This window comes from Bradyrhizobium amphicarpaeae, assembly GCF_002266435.3.
Classification (GTDB): Bacteria; Pseudomonadota; Alphaproteobacteria; order Rhizobiales; family Xanthobacteraceae; genus Bradyrhizobium; species Bradyrhizobium amphicarpaeae.
The window spans coordinates 3,013,990-3,034,252 of the sequence record NZ_CP029426.2; the positions used below are offsets into that span (position 1 = coordinate 3,013,990).

The following is a 20,263-nucleotide window of genomic DNA, read 5'->3' on the forward strand; positions in this document are numbered from 1 at the left end:
CCGGCCCGTCTTCTCCGTCAGCTCCCGGATCGCGAGCCGCCCGTCTCGGACGGGCCGCCGGCAAATGGCGTCGTCCGTCCGATGACGATCCATCAGGCAAATCGGTTCTCGTCTCTCATCGGCGAGATCTACGATGCGGCAGTTGACCCCGCGTTGCGCAGCGGCGCGTTGGAACAGATTTCGCAGTTCGTCGGTGGTTGCGCCGCGATGATCCTGTCCAGGGATTCCGCGCGGCTTTCGATCGAGATTCACCAGCATTTTGGAACCGACGCCCGCTTCCGTCAGCTTTATCGCGATCGGTATGTGGAGCTCGATCCTCTGCTCGACCGTCATCTCACCCTCGCGCCCGAACGGACGATCGGCGTGACCGACATCATGTCCTATGCGGATTTTATCGAGACGAGCTTCCATCGCGAGTGGGTGGAACCGCAAGGGGCCATCGACATCGCGACGGTCGCGCTCGAGAAGACCGCCGCCCGCACCACGATCCTGCAGGTGCTGCGTCATCGCTCCCGCGGAACCGTCGACGAGGCGATGCGCGAACGCATGCGGCTGCTCGCTCCGCACGTCCATCGGTCCCATATTATGGGCCGACAGATCAGGGCACGCTCCCACACGGTGGACGACCTCGCCGACGTCCTCGACGGATTGAACACGGCGATCTGCCTGCTGGACGCCGACGGCCGGGTCGTCCATGCCAACGCAGCATGCCGCCAGTTGTTCGCCGACGCTAATTTGCTTGCGATGGTCGGCGACCGGATCGTGGCCCGTAACACCCAGACCGACAAAATATTCCGTGGCCTGTGCGAAATCGATGATAGCGCTCGCCGTCGGATCGAGCTTGCGACGTCGACTGATGGGCAGCACTATCTGCTTCATGCCCTTCCGCTGAAGCGGGACCGCAGCTTGGCGCGGGATGCAGCGGCCACGATGCTCTTCATTCAAAGGGCATCCATGTCGCCAATGCTCGCCACTGCCGCGATTGCAGCGGCCTTCAGGCTGACGCCATCCGAATTGCGCGTGCTGATGGCAATCGTCGAGATCGGCGGTGTTCCCGACATCGCCGCAAAACTCGGCATCGCCGAAACGACTGTGAAGACGCATCTCGGTCGCCTGTTCGAGAAGACGGGCGCGGGCAGGCAGGCTGATCTGGTGAAGATCGCCGCCGGCTTTGCCGTTCCATTCGGGCGACGGACGGGCGGCGATGACAGGGCCGCGTGATACGCATTCACGTGCTTCGGTGTTACGCGCCGCGCTCTCAATCCATTGTGATGGGTCGCGATCTCGGGTCCTCCGAACGCAGGACGCCAGCCATTCGAGACTTTCGTATATCGCGCTTGAAAGAAGAGCAGCGCCCGCCGCACGAACATGCCGCGATGGCATCGAACGCGCGTGTGAGGAAACGACAGCGTATGGCCGGCCTGCTCGTCGGTTGGAGAGATTGCAGTGAGCAGCATGGATGATTTTTCCGTTCTTAACGTTTCGACCAATGAAATTCCTGAAGGCGACCGCATCTCGGTGCTTCGCGATTTCTATTGTCGCGGGGTGCTGAAGGCAGAGGTCGAGGCAAGGGAAGGAAAGCCGGCCGCGGCGAGCTTCACGTCCCACGTTATGCCGGAAGCCCAGTTGCTGATCGGGGGATTGTGCGGAGCGCGGGTCATTCGCACCAAGCAACTGGTGGCCGATGGCGACGACAGTCTTGCCCTGATCGTGAACAGGTCCGGCGTTCTAGGGATATCCGAGCGAGGACACGATCTGCAGCTCCATGCAGGGGAAGCGGTCCTGACGAGCGCGGAGGACGTCACGACGTTCGAGCGGCTAAGGCTGGGGATCTGCCTCTCGTTGCGTGTGCCGAGGCGCGTACTGGCGCCGATGATCGTGGACGTCGATGATGCCATGATGCGCGTCATGCCGGAAAGCTCCACCGGACTCGGTCTGCTGGTCGATTACGCGGTGACGCTGGTGCGGGAGAATGCGTTCGCGATGCCCGAGCTCCGGAAGCTCGGGGTCGGGCATCTGCATGATCTTCTGGCGATCGTCCTCGGCGCGACCGGTGAGACGCGGGAGCTGGCCGGACGGCGCGGTGTCAAGGCGGCCCGTCTCCAGAAGGCGAAAGTCTCCATCGCCAACAATTGCTGGCGGCAGGATCTCTCGGTGGCCTCGGTTGCCCAGGAGCTCGGCGTGACGCCGCGCTATCTCCAGCGCCTGTTCGAGGCCGACGGCAAGACCTTCTCCTCCTTCCTGATCGAGCAGCGCGTCAAGCGGGCGCATCGCATGCTGCGGGAACCCGGATACGCCGGGCGAACGGTGAGCTCGATCGCCTACGACGTCGGCTTCGGCGATCTCTCTTATTTCAACCGCTGTTTCCGGCGGACCTACAACGCGACGCCGAGCGACGTCAGGAGCGGCGAGATGCCGTAGCCGTCGCGACTGAATTCAAACCAGTTTCAATCGACTGGCAGGGATCTGGCCGATCCCTGATCGCGAAGTCATGACCACCGCGTTGCGTGCGGCATCGGCAGCCGGAGTATCGAATGCGCCGTTTCTTTTTCGACCTGCTGGTCGGCAATATCGTGAAGATCGACCCTGGCGGTATGATCTTCGAGCAGGCCGGGGCGACGTTCATCGTTGCTGACGAGATGGCGAAGCACCTGTTCGTCTGGCGCGACGATCTGCGCGACCGCGACGCCTGGATTCGCGTCAGGGATGCCGGCGGCAACGAGATCTATCGCTCCCCGGTCTGGGCGGAGAATGCCGAGAAGGTCGGCTGGGACCAGGCGTAGTTCTTTCGAAGCACGGTGTCGCAATTACGCATCAGTGCGGCACGAAGCGGCATCGGTTCGTTCCAGGCCGAGCTCCGGTCGTATTCGTCCAAGTCTGAAGTGACGCTCCTTCCTAACCTGGCGTTCAGCGAATCCAGGCCGCCGCTTCCATCGGGCGGGATGGCGGACGACGGCTCGCGGGTGACGAGGAACTGGAAATGATTATGACGGGTTTGGACGGCGTTGCACACTGGCGTTTGGCGAAGCGCTCGCTGCGCCTCTGGATTCCGGCCGCGCTGGTCATCTCGATATTTGTGAGCCAGCCTGCCATCGCCGCCTGTACACCGACGGCGCCGGTCAGCAATGCGACGGTGGTGTGCGCGACCGACACGGACACCCAGCAGGGCGCCGGCACTGGCTACGGTACCAGCAACGACGACAACAATTCCTATGACATCCGCGCGGGCGTTACCGTCCGGGGAAGCGATTTTGGCTTTAAGGTGGGCCTCAACAGCGTTTTCACGAACGCAGGCACGATCAGTGGGTCGAACGCGGCTGGTATTACCGGTGGCGACATGACGATCAATAACCTGGTGGGGGCGACGATTGAGGGCTTCAACGCCATTACGCCGACGACAATCGTTCTCGGCAATGCCGGCACGATCAGGGGCGAGGACAGAGCCATCGACACCAATGGCAATGCGACCGTCACCAACCTCAGCACAGGTCTGATCACGCAGACCCGAACATCGGGCGTCGCGATCTTCTCCGATCGTCTGGCGACTGTCGACAATTCCGGTGCGATTGCCGGTCATGAAGCCGGGATCATGGCAAAAAGCATCAATCTGACGAACCGTGCAGCCGGCACCGTCACTGCTGGAACCAATGCGGTTTTCGCCGCGACCTCGGCCGTCATCGACAATGCCGGGACGATCAGCGCCGACGGCGGCACGGGCATTGCCATCGTAGTGGACGCGGGAGATGCGACCGTCCGCAACAGCGGTACGATCAGCGGGACCCAATCCGGCATCAACGCCGGAAACGGCGCGGCTAACGTGCTGAACAGCGGCACCATCACCAGCGGCTCCACCGTGATTTTCGCCACGACGGTGAATGTGACCAATGCCGGCCGGATTGCGACGACGCTCGGCTTCGGCCTGAGCGGCGTCACGGTGAACCTCGACAACTCTGGAACCGTCACGGCGGACCGCGGCGTCAGCGCGATCTTCGGCAACGTCAACAATTCCGGATCGATCATCGGAGGGCGCGCCGCCGTCAACGCCAATGTTGCCAATGTCACGAATACCGGCTTGCTTCAGGGCTCGACGACCAATGGCAGCGGCATCCTGACGACCCAGGCGACTGTCAAAAATTCCGGCACGATCATCGGCAGGTTCGGCATCACCTCGAGCGATGGATCGAACATCACGAATTCCGGCACGATCACCGGCGCCGGCGGGGTTGCGATCCTGCTGTCCAACAGCGCAGATACGCTGACGCTGCTACCTGGATCGAAGATCAACGGCGTGGTCGATTTCGGATTCGGTGCCGACGTCGTCAACGTCAACTTCATTCCTTTGAGCAGCCGGGTATCGTCCCTGACGAGCATCCAGCTTCCGACCTTCGTCAACTTCACCGGCACCATCAACACCAACATCTCGGGCGGCGGCTTCAACGGTCCATCGGTCTTCGCCGGCGGCACACTGGCGACGCTCGACCCCACCGCGCTGGCGCAGACCGACCGCACCTTAATGGACTTCACCGGCGGCGCCTCCTCGCTGGTGCAGGGACGCCTGAACGGCGGCGCCGGGCAGAGCGGCAGCAACATGATGGCGATGGCCTACGCGCCGGAGACCGCGCAGGCCGGTCCCTTCGCCAAGGCACCGCGCAGCCTCTGGACCGATCCGGCGCCGATCACGGTCTGGGCCAACAGCTTCGGCGGGCAGCGCATCCAGGACGAGACCACGGCGACCCTGCGTGCGACCTCGACGGCGTGGGGCGGGGCGATCGGTGTCGATCGCAAGGTGCGGCCGGACTGGCTGGTCGGCGCCTTCCTCGGCGGCGGGCAGGGCGGTCTCTCGGTCGATCTCAATTCGCAGTCGGTCGACACCAATTACGTCTTCGGCGGCGTCTACAGCCGCTTCGAATGGGCTTCGCAATTCTTCGACTTCACCTTCCAGGGCGGCAATGCAGACAACAAGTCTCGCCGCCTGGTGCTGAACAATGCGGCCGTCGGCGGCATGGAGACCGCGACGGCGAATTACAGCGGCTGGTACGTCAGCCCGGAGGTCGCCTACGGCTACAAGCTCGACATCGGCAACGGCTATGTGCTGACGCCGACGGCGCGGCTGCGCTACGTCGCCGGCCGGTTCGACGGCTATAGCGAGACGGGTTCGGCGCAGTCGCTCTCGGTCGGCGGTCGCACGCTGCAGGATTTCGAGGAACGGGGCGAGGTCGATCTGTCGCGGGTGGCGAGTTTCGTCGGCGGTGAACTCAAGGCCAACGTCCATGGCGGCGTCATCGCGCTCCAGCGCGTCGGCGACACCACCATCAACACGGTGCTGATCGGCCAGAACCTGTCGTTCGTCACGCCGGGCAGCCGCAGCACGGTGGGTGCGGTGGCCGGCCTCGGCTTCGACTACCGTACCGGGCCCAACGTGTCGGTGTTCGGCGCGCTTGAGGGCATGATGATGTCCGACCAGAGCCGCAGCGGTACGGCCAAGGGTGGCGTTCGCGTCGCGTTCTGAGCCGGCATCAGCCCTGGCGGTTCGAACGCGATGCCGCCGGCCGGGCTCCATCCGCCCGGCCGGCGCCTCCTCCTCCTCCGATCGGAGGATGCCGCGTGCTGCGGTTGCGTTATACTTCCGGCATTGATCATTCAGTGCCATTCTGAGCCATGCACGGATCGCAAAAGCTGCCAGCTCTCGTCGAGTCCATTTACGATGCCGGGCTCGATCCCTCGCTGTGGAATGATGTGGTGGCCGGCGTCCGCGATTTCGTGGGCGGCCAGGCCTGCGGGCTGTTCTCCAAGGATGCGATCAGCAAATCCGGGGTCACGCATTACTATTGCGGAGCGGACCCGCACTACATCCAGCTCTATGCCGAGACCCATGCGAAATTCGATCCGCTGTCGGTCCTGCCGCCGCACGGCCGGATTGTGAGCATTCCAGATCTGGTCAATTTCGATGAGTACCGGCGCGGCCGCTTCTATCAGGAATGGATGCAGCCGCAGGGGTGCCGCGATGCGGCCAATGTCGTGCTCGAAATGTCGAATGCGAGCTGCCCGGTGATGATGACCGTGCTGTCGGGCCGCCGCATGGTCGATCGGGGCATGAAGCAGCGCCTGTCGCTGCTGGTGCCGCACGCCAGCCGCGCGCTGCTGATCAACCGCGCCATGACCGCGCAACTGACGCTGGCGACGGCGCTGGCGGACGTGCTCGACAATCTGGCGGTCGGAATCTTCCTGCTCGACGGCGTCTGCCGCCTGGTGCACGCGAATTCGGCTGGCCAGATCCTGCTCGCGGCCGATGACGTGGTGCGGTCGGTTGCCGGGCAGCTTGTCACCAGCAGCACTGAAGCCAACCAGGTGCTGCGCAAGGCATTTGCGGGCCGCGGTGACGGCGCACCGCTTGCCGCGGGCGGCGATGCGATTCCGCTGTTGTCCGCCACCGGCGAGCGCTATGTCGCTCACATGCTGCCATTGTCGTCCCTGTTGCGCGATGGCAACGAGCGCGTGGCCGATGCCGCCGGAGCGCTGCTCGTGCGCAAGGTGTCGCTCGGTGGACAATCCTGTGGCGAATTGATCGCGCGAACGTTCGAGCTGACGCCGGCGGAGCGCCGCGTATTCCTGTCGATCGTGGAGGTCGGCGGCGTCCCGGAGACGGCGGCAGCACTCGGTATCGCGGAGACGACCGTGAAGACGCATCTGCATCGCGTCTTCGCCAAGACCGGCGTGTCCCGGCAGGCCGATCTCGTCAAGCTCGCGGCGGGATTTGCCAATCCGCTCGTCCACTGACAGATCGCCGTCTGCGTTGAACCTTTTGCTCTCGCCACAGACTCACAGGAGCCGGAAGGCACGAAGAACATTCCGCAAACTTTCGAATGTGACCATTGGCTCTTCCGATGCCCCGAGCTGCCAAACATTCCGAGCTGATCGAGAGCATTTATGATGCAGGACTCCACCCCGAGTTGTGGAGCGACGTCGTCGTCATGCTCAATGGGTTCATCGGCAGCCAGGCCTGCGGTCTGATTTCGAAGGATACGGTCAACAAATCAGGTGCGACGCATTATTATTGCGGCGTCGATCCTCACTATATCCAGCTCTATTCAGAAACCTACGCCCGGTACGATCCGCTCGCCCGGCTTCCCCGTTACGGCGAGGTCCGCAACATTCCGGACCTCGTGAATTTCGACGAGTACCGCCGCGGACGCTTCTATCAGGAATGGCTGCGCCCGCAGGGCTGCATCGACGTCGCCAACGTGGTGCTCGAGCAGTCGAACTCGCCGTGTCCGATGCTGCTGACCGTCATCCCGGGCAGGGAGATGCTCGACGCCGAGCAGCGCGCGCGCATGCAGTTCCTGGCCCCGCATGCGAGCCGGGCGCTGCTGATCAACCGCGCCATCGAGCGGAAGCAGCAACGCGCCAGCGCGCTTGCCGACGTCGTCGATCGTCTGAATGCCGGCGTCATCCTGCTCGATGCAGCCTGCCGGATCGTCCACAGCAATCCGGCGGCCGAGACGATCCTGGCCGAGGACGACGTCCTGCGCTCGATCGCCGGTCGGCTGGCGACGAGATCCTCCGAGGCCAATCTGGCCCTGCGCAATATCTTTCGTGATCCGGGCGAGGTGGCGGTCGCCGCGGCCGATGGTCGAAAGATCCCTCTGACGTCGCATGATGGTTCGCACTACGTCGCGCACGTGATCGCGCTGCCGTCGCTGCTGCGCGATGGGGCGACCGAGCGCAGCTCGGCGGTCGGAGCCTTGCTGGTCTGGAAAGCGGAACTCGACAGTCGCTCCAGTGCCGGCCTGATCAACCGCACCTTCGAACTGACGCCGGCGGAACTGAGGGTTCTCCAGTCGATCGTCGAGGTCGGCGGAGTGCCGGAGACCGCGGTAGCGTTGGGGATCGCCGAGACGACGGTGAAGACGCATCTGCATCGCGTCTTCGCCAAGACCGGCGTGTCCCGTCAGGCCGATCTCGTCAAGCTTGCGGCGGGATTCTCCAATCCGCTGCTGCACTGACGCGCCCGCGTCGCGGACTCTTCGCCGCAGCTCGCGAACAGGTTCAAACAGAGACATCATTTGAAAGTTATCGCGCGTCATTCGATCGAATGACGCGATTTTTTGCGTTCTCTTCTAGTCACGCATCACACGCGTTGTTGTTCGACGTCTCATATTTTCTGTGAAGCAACTCACGGCAGGCCGGCGTGAACCCAATCATTCTCTGTCACGGGTTGAGAGGAGATCGTCATGCGAAGGACGTCATTTGCCATGGCCGACAAGTTCCGCGACATCGTCGCTCGCGTCGGCGCTGTGTTCCGCGAGCAGCGCAGGATCGAGGCGCGGCGCGCATTGCAGCGCTATCACCATCTGCTGGCCCGGCCGGACGAGATATTGCCTTTGAACGAAATCGCTCCGCTCAGCAAGCAAGAGGATATTTCAGGACATGCCCACGGATCTGATGCGCGCGAGCGCGGCGCCGGCCAGCCGGCCTACGAGCGCGCGTAATTTCAACATCGTCGCGATCGCGCTGACGACGGCGCTCGTCGCGCTTCAACTGATCGGGCTGGCGCTTCTGGAACGATCCCACGCTCATGCCATGCAGATGTCGTTTTCGCACGAGGCGGCCGCCTGCACCGACAGCCCGGATGCTGCCGTTCCGCAGACCCCCTATGATTGACCGGAGGACGGTCCGTGCCTGATGTCACGACTCTGATTCTGCTTAGCGTTGCCGTGTTCGCCGGCGCCTTCGTGTCGGGGCTCTCGGGTTTCGCGTTCTCGGCCGTCGCGGGGGCGATCCTGCTGCGGGTGTTTCAGCCGCTCGAGGCCGTGCCGTTGATGATGGCGTGCAGCATCGGCGTGCAGGCGACCAATCTCTGGGCGCTCCGGCGCAGCATCCGCTGGGAGGGCAGTCTGCTGCTGATCGTCGGCGGATTGATCGGCGTGCCCATCGCAGTGTCGCTGCTGCAGAGCGTGGATACGCATCTGCTCAGGCGCGGCTTCGGTATCGTGGTTGCGCTCTATGCGGCCTACATGCTGCTGCGCCCGACGCTGATCACCGCCGGTGACGCGGTCGGCCGGCACTGGGTCGCGCTGATCGGCTTCGGCGGAGGGCTGGTCGGCGGGCTGACGGCGATGCCGGGCGCGATCCCGACGATCTGGTGCGACATGCGCGGCATGCCCAAGAGCGAGCAGCGCGGTCTGATACAGCCTTTCATCGCCGCGATGCAGGTATTCGCGATCGTCCTGCTGGTCGGACACCAAGACCTGTCGTCGAAAGTCTTCGTCGATCTCGCGGTCAGCCTGCCGGCACTGTTCGCTGGTTCGGCGCTCGGCGTGATCGCCTTTCACCGCGTCAACGAGACGGTCTTTCGCAAGACCGTGCTCGTCCTGTTGCTGCTCTCGGGCGTCTCCCTGGTTTAGTGGGAAGGCGTGGTGATCGACCCCTGAACCGGTGCCGCGCTGATGTCGCTGCCGTGATGCACTAGCGGCTTGTTGCCGGTCACGGTCCGCAGCAGCACGTAGAACACCGGCGTCAGGAACAGGCCGAACACGGTGACGCCGATCATGCCGGAGAACACGGCAACGCCCATGGCTCGCCGCATCTCCGAGCCCGCGCCGGTCGAGAGCACCAGCGGCAGCACGCCCATGATGAACGCCATCGACGTCATCAGGATCGGGCGAAGCCGCAAGCGGCTCGCTTCGATCGCGGCACGGATCGGCGGGCGCCCCGCGAATTCGAGCTCGCGCGCGAATTCGACGATCAGGATCGCGTTCTTGGCCGAGAGTCCCACCAGAACGATCAGGCCGATCTGGGTGAAGACGTTGTTGTCGCCCTTGGAGATCCAGACGCCGAACATGGCGGCGAGCAGGCCCATCGGCACGATCATGATGATCGAGAGCGGCAGCGTCAGGCTCTCGTAGAGCGCGGCCAGCACCAGGAACACCAGCAGGATCGCCAGCGGGAACACCCAGAGGCCGGAATTGCCGGCGATGAACTCCTGATAGGTCAGGTCGGTCCATTCGAAGGCAAAGCCGGGCGGCAGCGTCTCTGCCGCGATCCGGGTCGCTGCCTCCTGCGCCTGGCCCGACGAGAAGCCGGGCGCGGCGGCGGCGTTGATGTCGGATGACAGGAATCCGTTGTAGCGGATCGCGCGCTCCGGTCCCGCGCTCTGGCGGATGTTGAGCAGCGCCGACAACGGCACCATGTCGCCCGAGGACGAGCGCACCTTCAACTGCCTGATGTCGTCGGCGCGCGCACGGAACGGTGCGTCGGCCTGCACATAGACCGAATAGGTGCGGCCGAACTTGTTGAAGTCGTTGACGTAGTACGACCCGAGGTAGATCTGCAGCGTGTTGAAGACTTCAGTCACGGGCACGCCGAGCTGCAGCGCCTTGGTGCGGTCGATGTCGGCGAACAGCTGGGGCACGTTGACCTGGAAGCTGGAGAACACGCCGGCGATCTCCGGTGCCTTCTGCATCGCCGCCATGAATGCGTTGGTCGCCTCGTTCAACGCCTCGTAGCCGAGACCGGCGCGGTCCTCGATCTGAAGCTTGAAGCCGCCGATGGTGCCGAGACCGTTGACCGGCGGCGGCGGGAACATGGCGATGAAGGCCTCCTGGATGCCGGCATATTTCTTGTTCAGCTCGGCCGCGATGGCGTTCCCGCTCAACTCCGCGCCCTTGCGCTCGTCGAACGGCTTCAGCGTCGAGAACACGATGCCGGCATTGGACGAGTTGGTGAAGCCGGAGATCGACAGGCCGGGGAAGGCAACGGAGCTCTCGACACCGGGCTGGGTCAGCGCAATGTCGCTCATCTTGCGGATCACCTCTTCGGTGCGGTCGAGCGTCGCGCCATCGGGCAGGCGCGAGAAGCCGACCAGATACTGCTTGTCCTGGCCGGGCACGAATCCGCCAGGCACTTGCTGGAACAGCAGGGCGGTGAGACCGACCAGCACCACGTAGAGCCCCATCACCGCGGCCTTGCCGGAGATCACCTTGGTGACGGTGCCGCTGTAATTATCCGAGGAGCGCGTGAAGGCCTTGTTGAAGCCGCGGAAGAACCAGCCAAGGCCCTTTTCCATGATCAGCGTGAGCTTGTCTTTGGGCTCGTCGTGTCCCTTGAGCAGCAGCGCCGACAGCGCCGGCGACAGCGTCAGCGAGTTGACCGCCGAGATCACGGTCGAGATCGCGATCGTCAGTGCGAATTGCTTGTAGAACTGCCCGGTGAGGCCGGAGATGAAGGCCAGCGGCACGAACACCGCGATCAGCACCATCGCGATGGCGATGATCGGGCCCGATACCTCGCGCATGGCCTGATAGGTGGCGTCGCGAGGCGACAGCCCGGCCTCGATGTTGCGCTCGACATTCTCGACCACGACGATGGCGTCGTCGACGACGATGCCGATCGCGAGCACGAGACCGAACAGGCTGAGCGCGTTGATGGAGAAGCCGAACACGTGCATCACCGCGAACGTGCCGACGATCGACACCGGCACCGCCAGCAGCGGGATGATCGAAGCGCGCCAGGTCTGCAGGAACAGGATCACCACCAGCACCACCAGCGCGATCGCTTCCAGCAGCGTGTGGATGACGGCCTCGATCGATGAGCGCACGAACTGGGTGGGGTCGTAGACGATCTGGTAGGACACGCCCTCCGGCATGTTCTTCTTGATTTCGGCCATGGTGGCGCGGACGTTGTCCGAGATCTGCAGCGCGTTGGACCCCGGCGCCTGGAAGATCGGGATTGCCACCGCCTGCTTGTTGTCGAGCAGCGAGCGCAGGCCGTATTGCGAGGCGCCGAGCTCGATCCGCGCAACGTCGCGCAGCCGCACGACTTCGCCGCGCGAGCCGGTCTTGACCACGATGTCGCCGAACTGATCTTCGCTGGAGAGCCGGCCTTCCGCATTGACGGACAGTTGCAGGTCGATGCCCTTCACGTTCGGGGAGGAGCCGACGACGCCGGCGGCGGCCTCGACGTTCTGCGCCTGGATCGATCGGACGATGTCGCTCGCGGTCAGGCCGTGCTCGGCCGCCTTCTGCGGATCGACCCAGACCCGCATGGAATAGTCGCCGGCGCCGTAGAGCTGGACGTCGCCGACGCCGTCGATCCGCGCCAGCCGGTCCTTGACGTTGAGCACCGCGTAGTTGCGCAGATACGTCATGTCGTAGCGGCCGTTCGGCGACAACAGATGCACGACCATGGTGAGGTCGGGCGACGACTTCTTGGTGATGATGCCGAGTTGGCGCACCACGGCCGGGAGACGGGGCTCGGCCTGCTGCACGCGGTTTTGCACCAGCTGCGTCGCCTTGTCGGGGTCCGTGCCGAGCCGGAACGTCACCGTCAGCGTCATTGCGCCGTCGGTGGTCGCCTGGCTCGACATGTACAGCATGTTCTCGACGCCGTTGATCTGCTCCTCGATCGGGGTCGCGACCGTCTCGGCGATCACCTTGGGATTGGCGCCGGGATAGTTGGCGCGCACCACGACGGAGGGCGGCACCACGTCCGGATATTCCGAGATCGGCATTGCGAACAGCGAGATCAGGCCGGCAAGGAAGATCAGGACCGACAGCACGCCGGCAAAAATCGGACGATCGATGAAGAATTTCGAGAGATTCATGGCTTTGCCTCTGGGCAACATCAACCCGATCTCCGATCGCCTCACCGTCATTCCGGGGCGTGCGCGTAAGCGCGCAGACCCGGAATCCAGAGGTGGAGTGATCGGAGTTTCGTAAGCTCGAGATCCCGGGTTCGCGCTACGCGCGTCCCGGGATGACGGAAAGCACTAGCGTTGCACCACGTCCTGGTTGCTGTGATTGGAGGCTGCTTGCTGCCCGCGCGCGCCCATCGCCGCGACCTCCGTCTTGAGCAGGGCGCCCGGACGCACGCGCTGCAGACCGTTGACGACGATGCGATCGCCGGACTTCAGGCCCGAGGTGACGATGCGAAGCCCGTCGACGGCGCCGCCGAGCGTGATCGGCCGGTAGACCGCGCGGCTGTCGTCGCCGACCGCCATTACGAACTTCTTGTCCTGGTCGGTGCCGATCGCGCGCTCGTCGATCATCACCAGCGTCTGCTGCTTTGGCTGTCCCATGCGCACGCGGGCAAACTGGCCGGGGATCAGACGCCCGTCCTCGTTCCTGAATACCGCGCGGACGCGGATGGTACCGCTCTGGCCGTTGACCTGGTTGTCGATGAGCTGGATGTGGCCTTTCGCCGAGAGGCCGCCGGAGGTCGTCATCTCCACCGGGATCTGGTCGAGCTTGCCGCGCAGGCCTGAGCTATCGGCGATCGAGTTCAGCGCGCGCAGGACCACCTCTTCGTCGGCATCGAACGAGGCATAGATCGGATTGACCGAGACCAGCGAGGTCAGCACCGGGGAGGCGGTGCCGGCAGCGACGAGATTGCCGACGGTGATCTCGATCTTGCCGACGCGCCCGTCCACGGGCGCGCGCACCTCGGTGTAGTCGAGATTGAGCTTTGCGGTTTGGAGCGTTGCCTCGGCCGCCTTCACGCTGGCGATCGCTTCGCGGTTGGCGTTCTCGCGCTGGTCGAAATCACGCCGCGTCACCACGGCGTTGCCGACAAGCTGCGCGCCGCGTTCGACCTCGCTGGTGGTGAACACCACGCGCGCCTTTGCGGCCTCGAGCTGGGCGTTGGCCTTGTCGACCTCGGCGGCGTAGGGCGCCGGATCGATCTTGAAGAGAATGTCGCCGGCCTTCACCAGCGCGCCTTCGGTGAACTCCGTCGCAAGGATCGCACCGGCAACGCGCGGGCGGAGCTCGACGCGGTTGATGGCTTCCAATCGGCCGGAGAAATCGTCCCACAGCGCGGTCTGCCGTGGTTCGATCATGGCGACGGTGACCGGCACCGCCTGTTCAGCCGCGGCGGCCGTTGCGGTTGCCTGGGCCGAACGAAGATAGTGGCCGGTCGCGATCGTACCGGCTACGGCGAGGGCACCGACGATGGCAACGCCGCCAAGGAGGCGGCGGAAACGGCCGGTGCGGGAGGTATTTCGGGCGGGGTGCATTTGCGCGCTCCAGATATGTAGTGTTCACTACAGATGTGGAGCTGGATGCCGCAGTGCAAGATACTTATGTACCAGTCACTAAGAAAATTGTACGCCGATACCGCGACGATGGGAAGACACAAGAAAAAGAAAGCTAGAACAAATAGATAGGACCGGCGTTAGACCGACACAGGCCGCCGCTTCCGAGGAGACAGGGAACATGCGCATGGGACGTCCCCGCGAATTCAACGCCGAAACGGCGTTGGATCAGGCGATGGAAGTGTTTTGGCGCCACGGCTATGAGGGCGCCACCATCGCCCAGCTGACCGAGGCCATGGGCATCAATCCCCCAAGTCTCTACGCCTGCTTCGGCAACAAGGAAGGCCTGCTGAAGGCCGCGCTCGACCGTTACACCAAACTGCGCAATGTCTGGATGAACGAGGTGGTGGCCGCATCCACCGCCCGCGAGGTTGCCGAACGGATGCTGATGGGCATCGCCGACAAGCAGACCGATCCGGCCAATCCGCCCGGCTGCCTGCTCGTGCAGGGCGGCATCGCCTGCGGCACCGGCTCCGAGAACGTCCCGTTCGAACTCGCCGCCCACCGCGCCCGGAATGAAGACCAACTCCGCGACCGTTTCATCCGCGCCAAGGCCGAAGGCGATCTCAAGGAAAGTGCCGACCCCGCCGCGCTCGCCCGCTATGTCTCGGCCGTCTCGGTCGGCATGGGCGTGATGGCATCCTCCGGCGCGGATCGCGAAGCGCTGCGGCAGGTGGCGAGCGTCGCGGTGCAGGCGGTCGAGGCGCAATCGGCCGATTGAACCTGAATCATTTTGGAAGCGACGGCGGCGCAACGAAACCGCCGAACTCGCGTTCGATCAGTCCGGCCAGTGCGATCGTCGTGCGATCCTCCAGATACGGCCCGATGATCTGCACGCCGACCGGCAGGCCCGCCGGCGTGCGCTCGATCGGGACGGCGGTTGCCGGCAGTCCGCAGGTCGAGGCGGGGTCGGCCCAGATGAAGCATGCGTCGGAATAATTGAAGCGCTTACCGTCGATGTCCAGCGTTCGGGCGTCGAACGGCTCGGACTGGTCTTGCAGGAAGGCTGGCACAGCGGCGGCGGGATAGATCACCGCATCGAACTCGCGGAAGAACTGATACCACTTCTGCTGCAATTGCAGCCGCGCCGCATCGGCCGCGAGCCATTCGCGGTGGCTCATGCCCCAGCCACGAGCGCGTTCGGCCTGCAGGCTGCGGTCATCAGACGCCAGTGTTGCGGCAGCTGCTTGCGCTTCGGCGAGGGCGGCCGGCGTCAGGCGCGGGCTCCTCGCTCCGTTCAACAGCCTCATATAGAGCCGGGCGGAGTCCGCGAGATCGGGCAGTGACGCGCTCGTGCGGGCGACTTGCGCGCCCGCACGTTCGAGCCGTTCGGCCAATCGTCCGATGGCAGAGCGCACGGCGTCGCCCGTCGGCATCAGCGGATGCGTGTCGATCACCAGGATCCTGAAATCCTCGAGTTGCTCATGGCGCGGGGCGGCCAGCGCGAGGCGATAGCCGACGCCGTCGCGCGTCTCATCGGGGCCGGCGATCACGTCGAGCGACAGAGCAAGGTCCGAGGCGGTGCGCGCCATCGGCCCGACGACGGCGAGATCGCCCTGTCCAGGCACGGGCGAGGCCGGCGGCAAACTGTATCCGCGCAGCGGGACCAGGCCGAGGCTCGGCTTGTGTCCGAACACGCCGCAGAAATGCGCAGGCACCCGGATCGAGCCGCCGATATCCGAGCCGATCGAGAGCGGACTGAACCCTGCCGCGAGAGCGGCCCCGCATCCGCCCGAGGAGCCGCCGGGCGACCGGCCGAGATCCCACGGGTTGTTGGTCGTCCCGTAGATCTCGTTGTAGCTCTGGAAATCCCGCAGCCCGATCGGGATGTTGGTCTTGCCGAGGATAATGGCGCCAGCAGTCTTGAGCCGAGAAACAACCAGAGCATCCTCTGTCGGGTGAAAATCCCTGAAATGCGCAAAGCCCCATGTCGTCGGCAGGCCGGCGACATTGAACGGCTCTTTTATGGTCACGGGAATGCCGAGCAACGGCAGCCTTTCCCCGCGGTCAAGGGCGGCATCGGCCGCGCGTGCGGCCTCCCTGGCACGATCGAAATCGCGAACGATGATGGCGTTGATCGGGCCGTCCAGCGCCTCGATGCGCGCGATCGTGTGTTCGAGCAGCTCCAATGAGGAGAGCTTGCGCGCGTGCAGGGCGCTCAGCAGTGCGCCGATCGAGCCATAGTTCAGGTCAGCAGCATCTGCGGTCATATGACGACCTCCAATGCATCAATGTATCTCATCGCCGGGTTGACGCTACCCCGCCGCGCCGATCGCGCGGGGCACCAAACATGCGATTTTGAAATGGCGATGAGGAGGCAGCGCGACGGGTATGCCCGCCGGTTGGGGCGGGGATGGACCGTTGCCTGTGGCCATTCTTCGAGACGCCTGCCAAAGCGGGCGTCTCGAACCATGCAGGCCGAGCTTGCCTCAGGAAGCTTCCTTCAGCACTGGCGCTGCCGATTCCTCGGCCTTGAGCTCCTCGAGACTGCGATGCCGCGGCTCGATGCCCAGCGCCCAGACCGTGATGATCTGCACCACCAGCAGTCCGATCATCAGCGCCATCACGCCGGCCACGCCGCGCGACTCGAACAGCGACACCACGAGGAACGGCGTAACGATCGTCGCGCCGCGTCCCAGCGTGTTGACGATGCCGGACGCACGCAGGCGGACTTCGGTGGGGAACAGCTCGGGGATGTAGATTCCGAACAGAAGCGCGACGAGGATGTAGATCGGCACGGTCAATGCAAAGCCGACAGCCGGCAGCAGGATCGGATCGGAGATCATCGGATACACGATCCCGAGCGCCACCGTGACCAGCGACGCGCCGATGATGGTGGGCTTGCGACCCCAGCGGTCGGCTGTCATTGCGCCGATGGCCGCACCGATCGGCGCACCGAGCGCCATCAGGAGCGAATAGCTGAACGAGGTCGCGATAGAGAGACCTTGCTTGACGAAGAACACAGGGAGCCAGGTGACGAAACCATAGAGCAGAGTGTTGATCGTGATCAGACAGACAGCGCCGACGATCATCCGCGACAGCAAGGGAGCAGTGAACAGCGTGGCGAGATCGGGGGACGCCGGCACCGGTGTGGTGGCCGCAGGCGCGGGCAGGGGCTGCCCCTGGGCCGCCTCCTTTTCGATGGCCTGCATGAGCGTTTCCGCCTCAGTGGTGCGCCCCACGGCTTCCAGCCAGCGCGGCGATTCCGGTAGAGACTTGCGCATGTACCACACGACGAGCGCGCCGACGCCGCCGAGCACGAACATCGAGCGCCAGCCGAATTGCGGAACCAGCACGGAGGCGACCAGCAGCGCGACGGGCAGGCCGGTGACGACGCAGACGGCCGTGAGGCCGAGCCATTTGCCGCGGGTGCGCGCCGGCACGAACTCGGTCATCGTCGAATAGCCGACGACGTTCTCCGCGCCCAACCCGACGCCCATCACGAAGCGGCAGGCGATCAGGAAGGCCATGTTCGGCGAGAACGCGGCGGCAAGCGAGGCGATGCCGAAAAGGAGCAAATTGAATTGATAGGTAAAGCGGCGTCCGTAGCGGTCGCCGAGAAAGCCGGTGCCGAACGACCCCAGCATCATGCCGACGAAGGTCGCGGAGATGAAGGCTGCGTTCTGGGCGAGTGTCGAGAAGCCGGTCTTCAGGGTGACGCTGAGGACGGTCCCGGCGATATAGATGTCGAAGCCGTCGAAGAACATGCCAATGCCGATCAACAGCATGATGCGGCGGTGGAATGGACCGATCGGCAGCCGATCCAGACGGCCGCCTGCGTTCACCGATGTCGACATTGACGCTCTCCCTTGACTGTTGTTCTGGTTGATGCGGGCCGCCTTCTATGAGCGGTCGGCCGCTTGCAGTTCTGCTAGTTCAGCCGCTTCTGGTTGGCCGTGTCGCGGTACCAGTCGAACGGCTGCTCGTGGGTCGCGACCATCACGCTCTTGGTGTTGAAATGGTCGTTGAAGCTCTCGATGCCGCATTCGCGACCGATGCCGGAATCATCGACGCCGCCCCAGGGCGAGGCCGGGTCGAGCCGGTGATGGTCGTTGATCCAGACGATGCCGGCCTTGACGGCGGCGGCGACGCGGTGAGCGCGCGCGACGTCGCGGGTGCGGATGGCTGCTGCCAGGCCGAACGGCGAGTCGTTGGCGAGCCGTAGCGCATCGGCCTCGTCCTTGAACGGCGTCACCGAGGTGAAGGGACCGAACACCTCCTCCTGGAAGATGCGCATGTCGGATCTGACGTCGGCGAATACCGTCGGTTCGACGAAATAGCCGTTGTCGTGGCCCGGCACCTTGGCGGCGACGCCGCCGGTGACGAGACGCGCGCCGTCTTCGCGGCCGTAACCTGCATAAGACAGCACGCGGTCGCGCTGCCTGGCCGAGATCACGGGACCCATCTGGGTGGCGGGATCGAAGGGATCGCCGACGCGGATCGTGCGGGTCTTGGCCTGCAGCTTCTCGACGAATTCGTCGTAGATCGAGGCCTGGACGATGTGGCGCGAGGCGCAGACGCAGGTCTGTCCGGCGCCGATGAAAGCGCCGAACGCGGCGTAGTTGACGGCGCGGTCGACGTCGAAATCGTCGAACACCATCACCGGCGTCTTGCCGCCGAGCTCCATGGTCTGATGCGCGAACACTTTTGCGGCCGCGCTGCCGGCGATGCGGCCAGCCTCGGTGCCGCCGGTCAGGACCAGCTTGTTGATGTCACCGTGCTCGGCCAGCATCTTGCCGGCGCTTTGGCCGAGACCGAGAACGATGTTGAAGACTCCGGGCGGCAGGCCTGCCTCGGTGAAGATCTGCGCCAGCTTCAACGTCGTCAGCGGCGTGTATTCGGACGGCTTGACCACGGTGACGCATCCGGTCGCCAGCACCACGGCGAGCGACTTGCACAGGATCATCAGCGGATGATTGAACGGCGTGCAATTGGCGACGATGCCGATGGGGGTGCGGAGCGTGTAGTTGAGATATGCGCCTTCGACCGGGATCACGGAGTCGCGGCGCGCCAGCGCTACGCCGGCAAAGTAACGGAAGAAGTCGGGCAGGCGGGAGAGCTGCGCGCGGGTCTCGTTGATCGGGCGGCCATTGTTGAGGGTCTCGAGCCGGTACAGGCTGTCCAGATTGGCCTCGAAGGCATCGGCGAGCTTGTTGACCAGCCTGGACCGTGCACGAATGTCCATGCCGCCCCAGGCCTTGCCTTCGAACGCGGCACGCGCGCTCTTCATGGCGCGGTCGATGTCCTCAGCGGTGGAATTGGGGATGCGGGCGATCACGTCGCCGGTCGCGGGATTGCGAACGTCAAGCAGCGCGCCCCCTCCGGCCTCGACTTCACGCCCGTCGATGAAATTGCCGTGGATTTCGACGTCGATCGACGCCGGTTTTGACGGGATGTTCATGACGACCTCTCTTCGACGATGACGGCGTTGCGCTTGAGCGCCGGCAGGACACGCTTTTCGGTGGCTCCGATATGAGCCTTGATGATGCGCGCGGCGGTTCTCGCCTCGCGGTTCTGCATGGCGTCGATCAGGGCGACATGCTCGGCGACGAGCTTTGCAGGATCGTGGCCTTTCAGATTGGACACGCTGACGCGGACCAGCCTGTCGGCCTGGCCGATCAGGTCGCACAGCGCGGTCGCCATCCGGCGATTGCCGGACGCATGCGCCAGTGCGGTGTGGAAGCCGCGATTGTAGGCGATGAAGTCTTCGTGGTTGCCCGCGAAGCGCCGGAACTCGTCGAGCGATTTCAAGACGCTGTCCGGCGCGCTCTCGATCGCCTCGGTGACGCAGGCCGGCTCCAGCGCAAGACGGAAGCGCAGCAGGTCGCGCGCGTCCGACAGCGAGATTGGCGTGACCCGATAGCCCTGGCGCGGCTGCACCGTCACAAGGTGCTCGCGCTGCAGCCTCAAAAGCGCATCCCGGACCGGTTGACGGCTCACCGAATAGCGCTCGGCCAAATCCTGCTCCCGCATTTCATCGCCGGGAGCAAGGCGACATGCTAAAATATCAGACCTGAGGAGATCGTAGATGTTTTCGCGTAAAAGCATGAGATTTTGGAACCTCGTTGGCTTTAATTTGGCAATCCTGATATTTCACGTCAAGGCCCAAAAGCTTGTAATCCCGCCGATTTGATTTATCAATCGGACCGATGAGGCCTGCGATCACGCGCGGGC

General features: G+C 64.3%; 15 protein-coding genes. 9 read left to right on the forward strand and 6 right to left on the reverse strand.

The genetic code is table 11. The annotated features are described in order from the left end of the window. The first annotated feature begins 81 nt into the window (after positions 1–81). The 8 genes from CIT40_RS13820 (at position 82) to CIT40_RS13855 (ending at position 9,404) form a co-directional block, all read left to right on the forward strand. The gene (locus CIT40_RS13820) at positions 82–1,221 is read left to right on the forward strand and encodes a helix-turn-helix transcriptional regulator (RefSeq protein WP_094896759.1); all 1,140 of its coding nucleotides are present in this window, start codon (positions 82–84) and stop codon (positions 1,219–1,221) included. Between the two features lie 234 nt (positions 1,222–1,455). Continuing rightward, the gene (locus tag CIT40_RS13825; RefSeq protein WP_193550917.1) at positions 1,456–2,421 is read left to right on the forward strand and encodes a helix-turn-helix transcriptional regulator; all 966 of its coding nucleotides are present in this window, start codon (positions 1,456–1,458) and stop codon (positions 2,419–2,421) included. Positions 2,422–2,534: 113 nt separating this feature from the next. Beyond that, a complete protein-coding gene (locus CIT40_RS13830; RefSeq protein WP_094896499.1) occupies positions 2,535–2,783 on the forward strand; it encodes a DUF6894 family protein in 249 nt (82 codons plus the stop codon). A gap of 203 nt (positions 2,784–2,986) precedes the next feature. Continuing rightward, positions 2,987–5,509: an autotransporter family protein gene (locus CIT40_RS13835; protein WP_162307485.1), complete on the forward strand. Its 2,523-nt coding sequence runs from the start codon at positions 2,987–2,989 to the stop codon at positions 5,507–5,509. A gap of 149 nt (positions 5,510–5,658) precedes the next feature. Beyond that, a complete protein-coding gene (locus CIT40_RS13840; protein ID WP_094896501.1) occupies positions 5,659–6,777 on the forward strand; it encodes a helix-turn-helix transcriptional regulator in 1,119 nt (372 codons plus the stop codon). Between the two features lie 107 nt (positions 6,778–6,884). Beyond that, complete coding sequence (locus CIT40_RS13845) at positions 6,885–8,003, forward strand: helix-turn-helix transcriptional regulator (protein ID WP_094896502.1); 1,119 nt, start codon at positions 6,885–6,887, stop codon at positions 8,001–8,003. Between the two features lie 249 nt (positions 8,004–8,252). Further along, positions 8,253–8,489 (forward strand): hypothetical protein, encoded by a 237-nt coding sequence (locus CIT40_RS13850; RefSeq protein WP_244611967.1) that lies wholly within the window; start codon positions 8,253–8,255, stop codon positions 8,487–8,489. A 186-nt stretch (positions 8,490–8,675) separates the two neighbouring features. Continuing rightward, the gene (locus CIT40_RS13855; protein ID WP_094896505.1) at positions 8,676–9,404 is read left to right on the forward strand and encodes a sulfite exporter TauE/SafE family protein; all 729 of its coding nucleotides are present in this window, start codon (positions 8,676–8,678) and stop codon (positions 9,402–9,404) included. Here CIT40_RS13855 and CIT40_RS13860 read toward each other — a convergent pair. Both CIT40_RS13860 and CIT40_RS13865 read right to left on the reverse strand, forming a co-directional pair. Continuing rightward, positions 9,401–12,601, reverse strand: a complete 3,201-nt coding sequence (locus CIT40_RS13860) for an efflux RND transporter permease subunit (protein WP_094896506.1) — start codon at positions 12,599–12,601, stop codon at positions 9,401–9,403. The two genes, CIT40_RS13855 and CIT40_RS13860, sit on opposite strands and share 4 nt — an antisense overlap. A gap of 165 nt (positions 12,602–12,766) precedes the next feature. Beyond that, complete coding sequence (locus tag CIT40_RS13865; RefSeq protein WP_094896507.1) at positions 12,767–14,011, reverse strand: efflux RND transporter periplasmic adaptor subunit; 1,245 nt, start codon at positions 14,009–14,011, stop codon at positions 12,767–12,769. Positions 14,012–14,210: 199 nt separating this feature from the next. Between CIT40_RS13865 and CIT40_RS13870 the strand changes: the two genes are divergently transcribed. After that, positions 14,211–14,810, forward strand: a complete 600-nt coding sequence (locus CIT40_RS13870) for a TetR/AcrR family transcriptional regulator (protein ID WP_094896508.1) — start codon at positions 14,211–14,213, stop codon at positions 14,808–14,810. Between the two features lie 7 nt (positions 14,811–14,817). Here the strand turns inward: CIT40_RS13870 and CIT40_RS13875 are convergent, their stop codons facing one another. The 4 genes from CIT40_RS13875 to CIT40_RS13890 all read right to left on the reverse strand — a co-directional run bounded on the left by CIT40_RS13875 (position 14,818) and on the right by CIT40_RS13890 (position 20,137). Continuing rightward, entirely contained in the window at positions 14,818–16,299 is a 1,482-nt protein-coding gene (locus CIT40_RS13875) for an amidase (protein ID WP_094896509.1), read from the reverse strand. 219 nt (positions 16,300–16,518) lie between these two features. Beyond that, positions 16,519–17,886: an MFS transporter gene (locus CIT40_RS13880; RefSeq protein ID WP_094896510.1), complete on the reverse strand. Its 1,368-nt coding sequence runs from the start codon at positions 17,884–17,886 to the stop codon at positions 16,519–16,521. 74 nt (positions 17,887–17,960) lie between these two features. Further along, positions 17,961–19,490, reverse strand: a complete 1,530-nt coding sequence (locus CIT40_RS13885; protein WP_094896511.1) for an aldehyde dehydrogenase — start codon at positions 19,488–19,490, stop codon at positions 17,961–17,963. Continuing rightward, positions 19,487–20,137, reverse strand: coding sequence for a GntR family transcriptional regulator (locus CIT40_RS13890; protein ID WP_094896512.1), 651 nt, complete (start codon positions 20,135–20,137; stop codon positions 19,487–19,489). The genes CIT40_RS13885 and CIT40_RS13890 overlap by 4 nt, the downstream gene beginning before the upstream one ends. Positions 20,138–20,263: the final 126 nt, after the last annotated feature.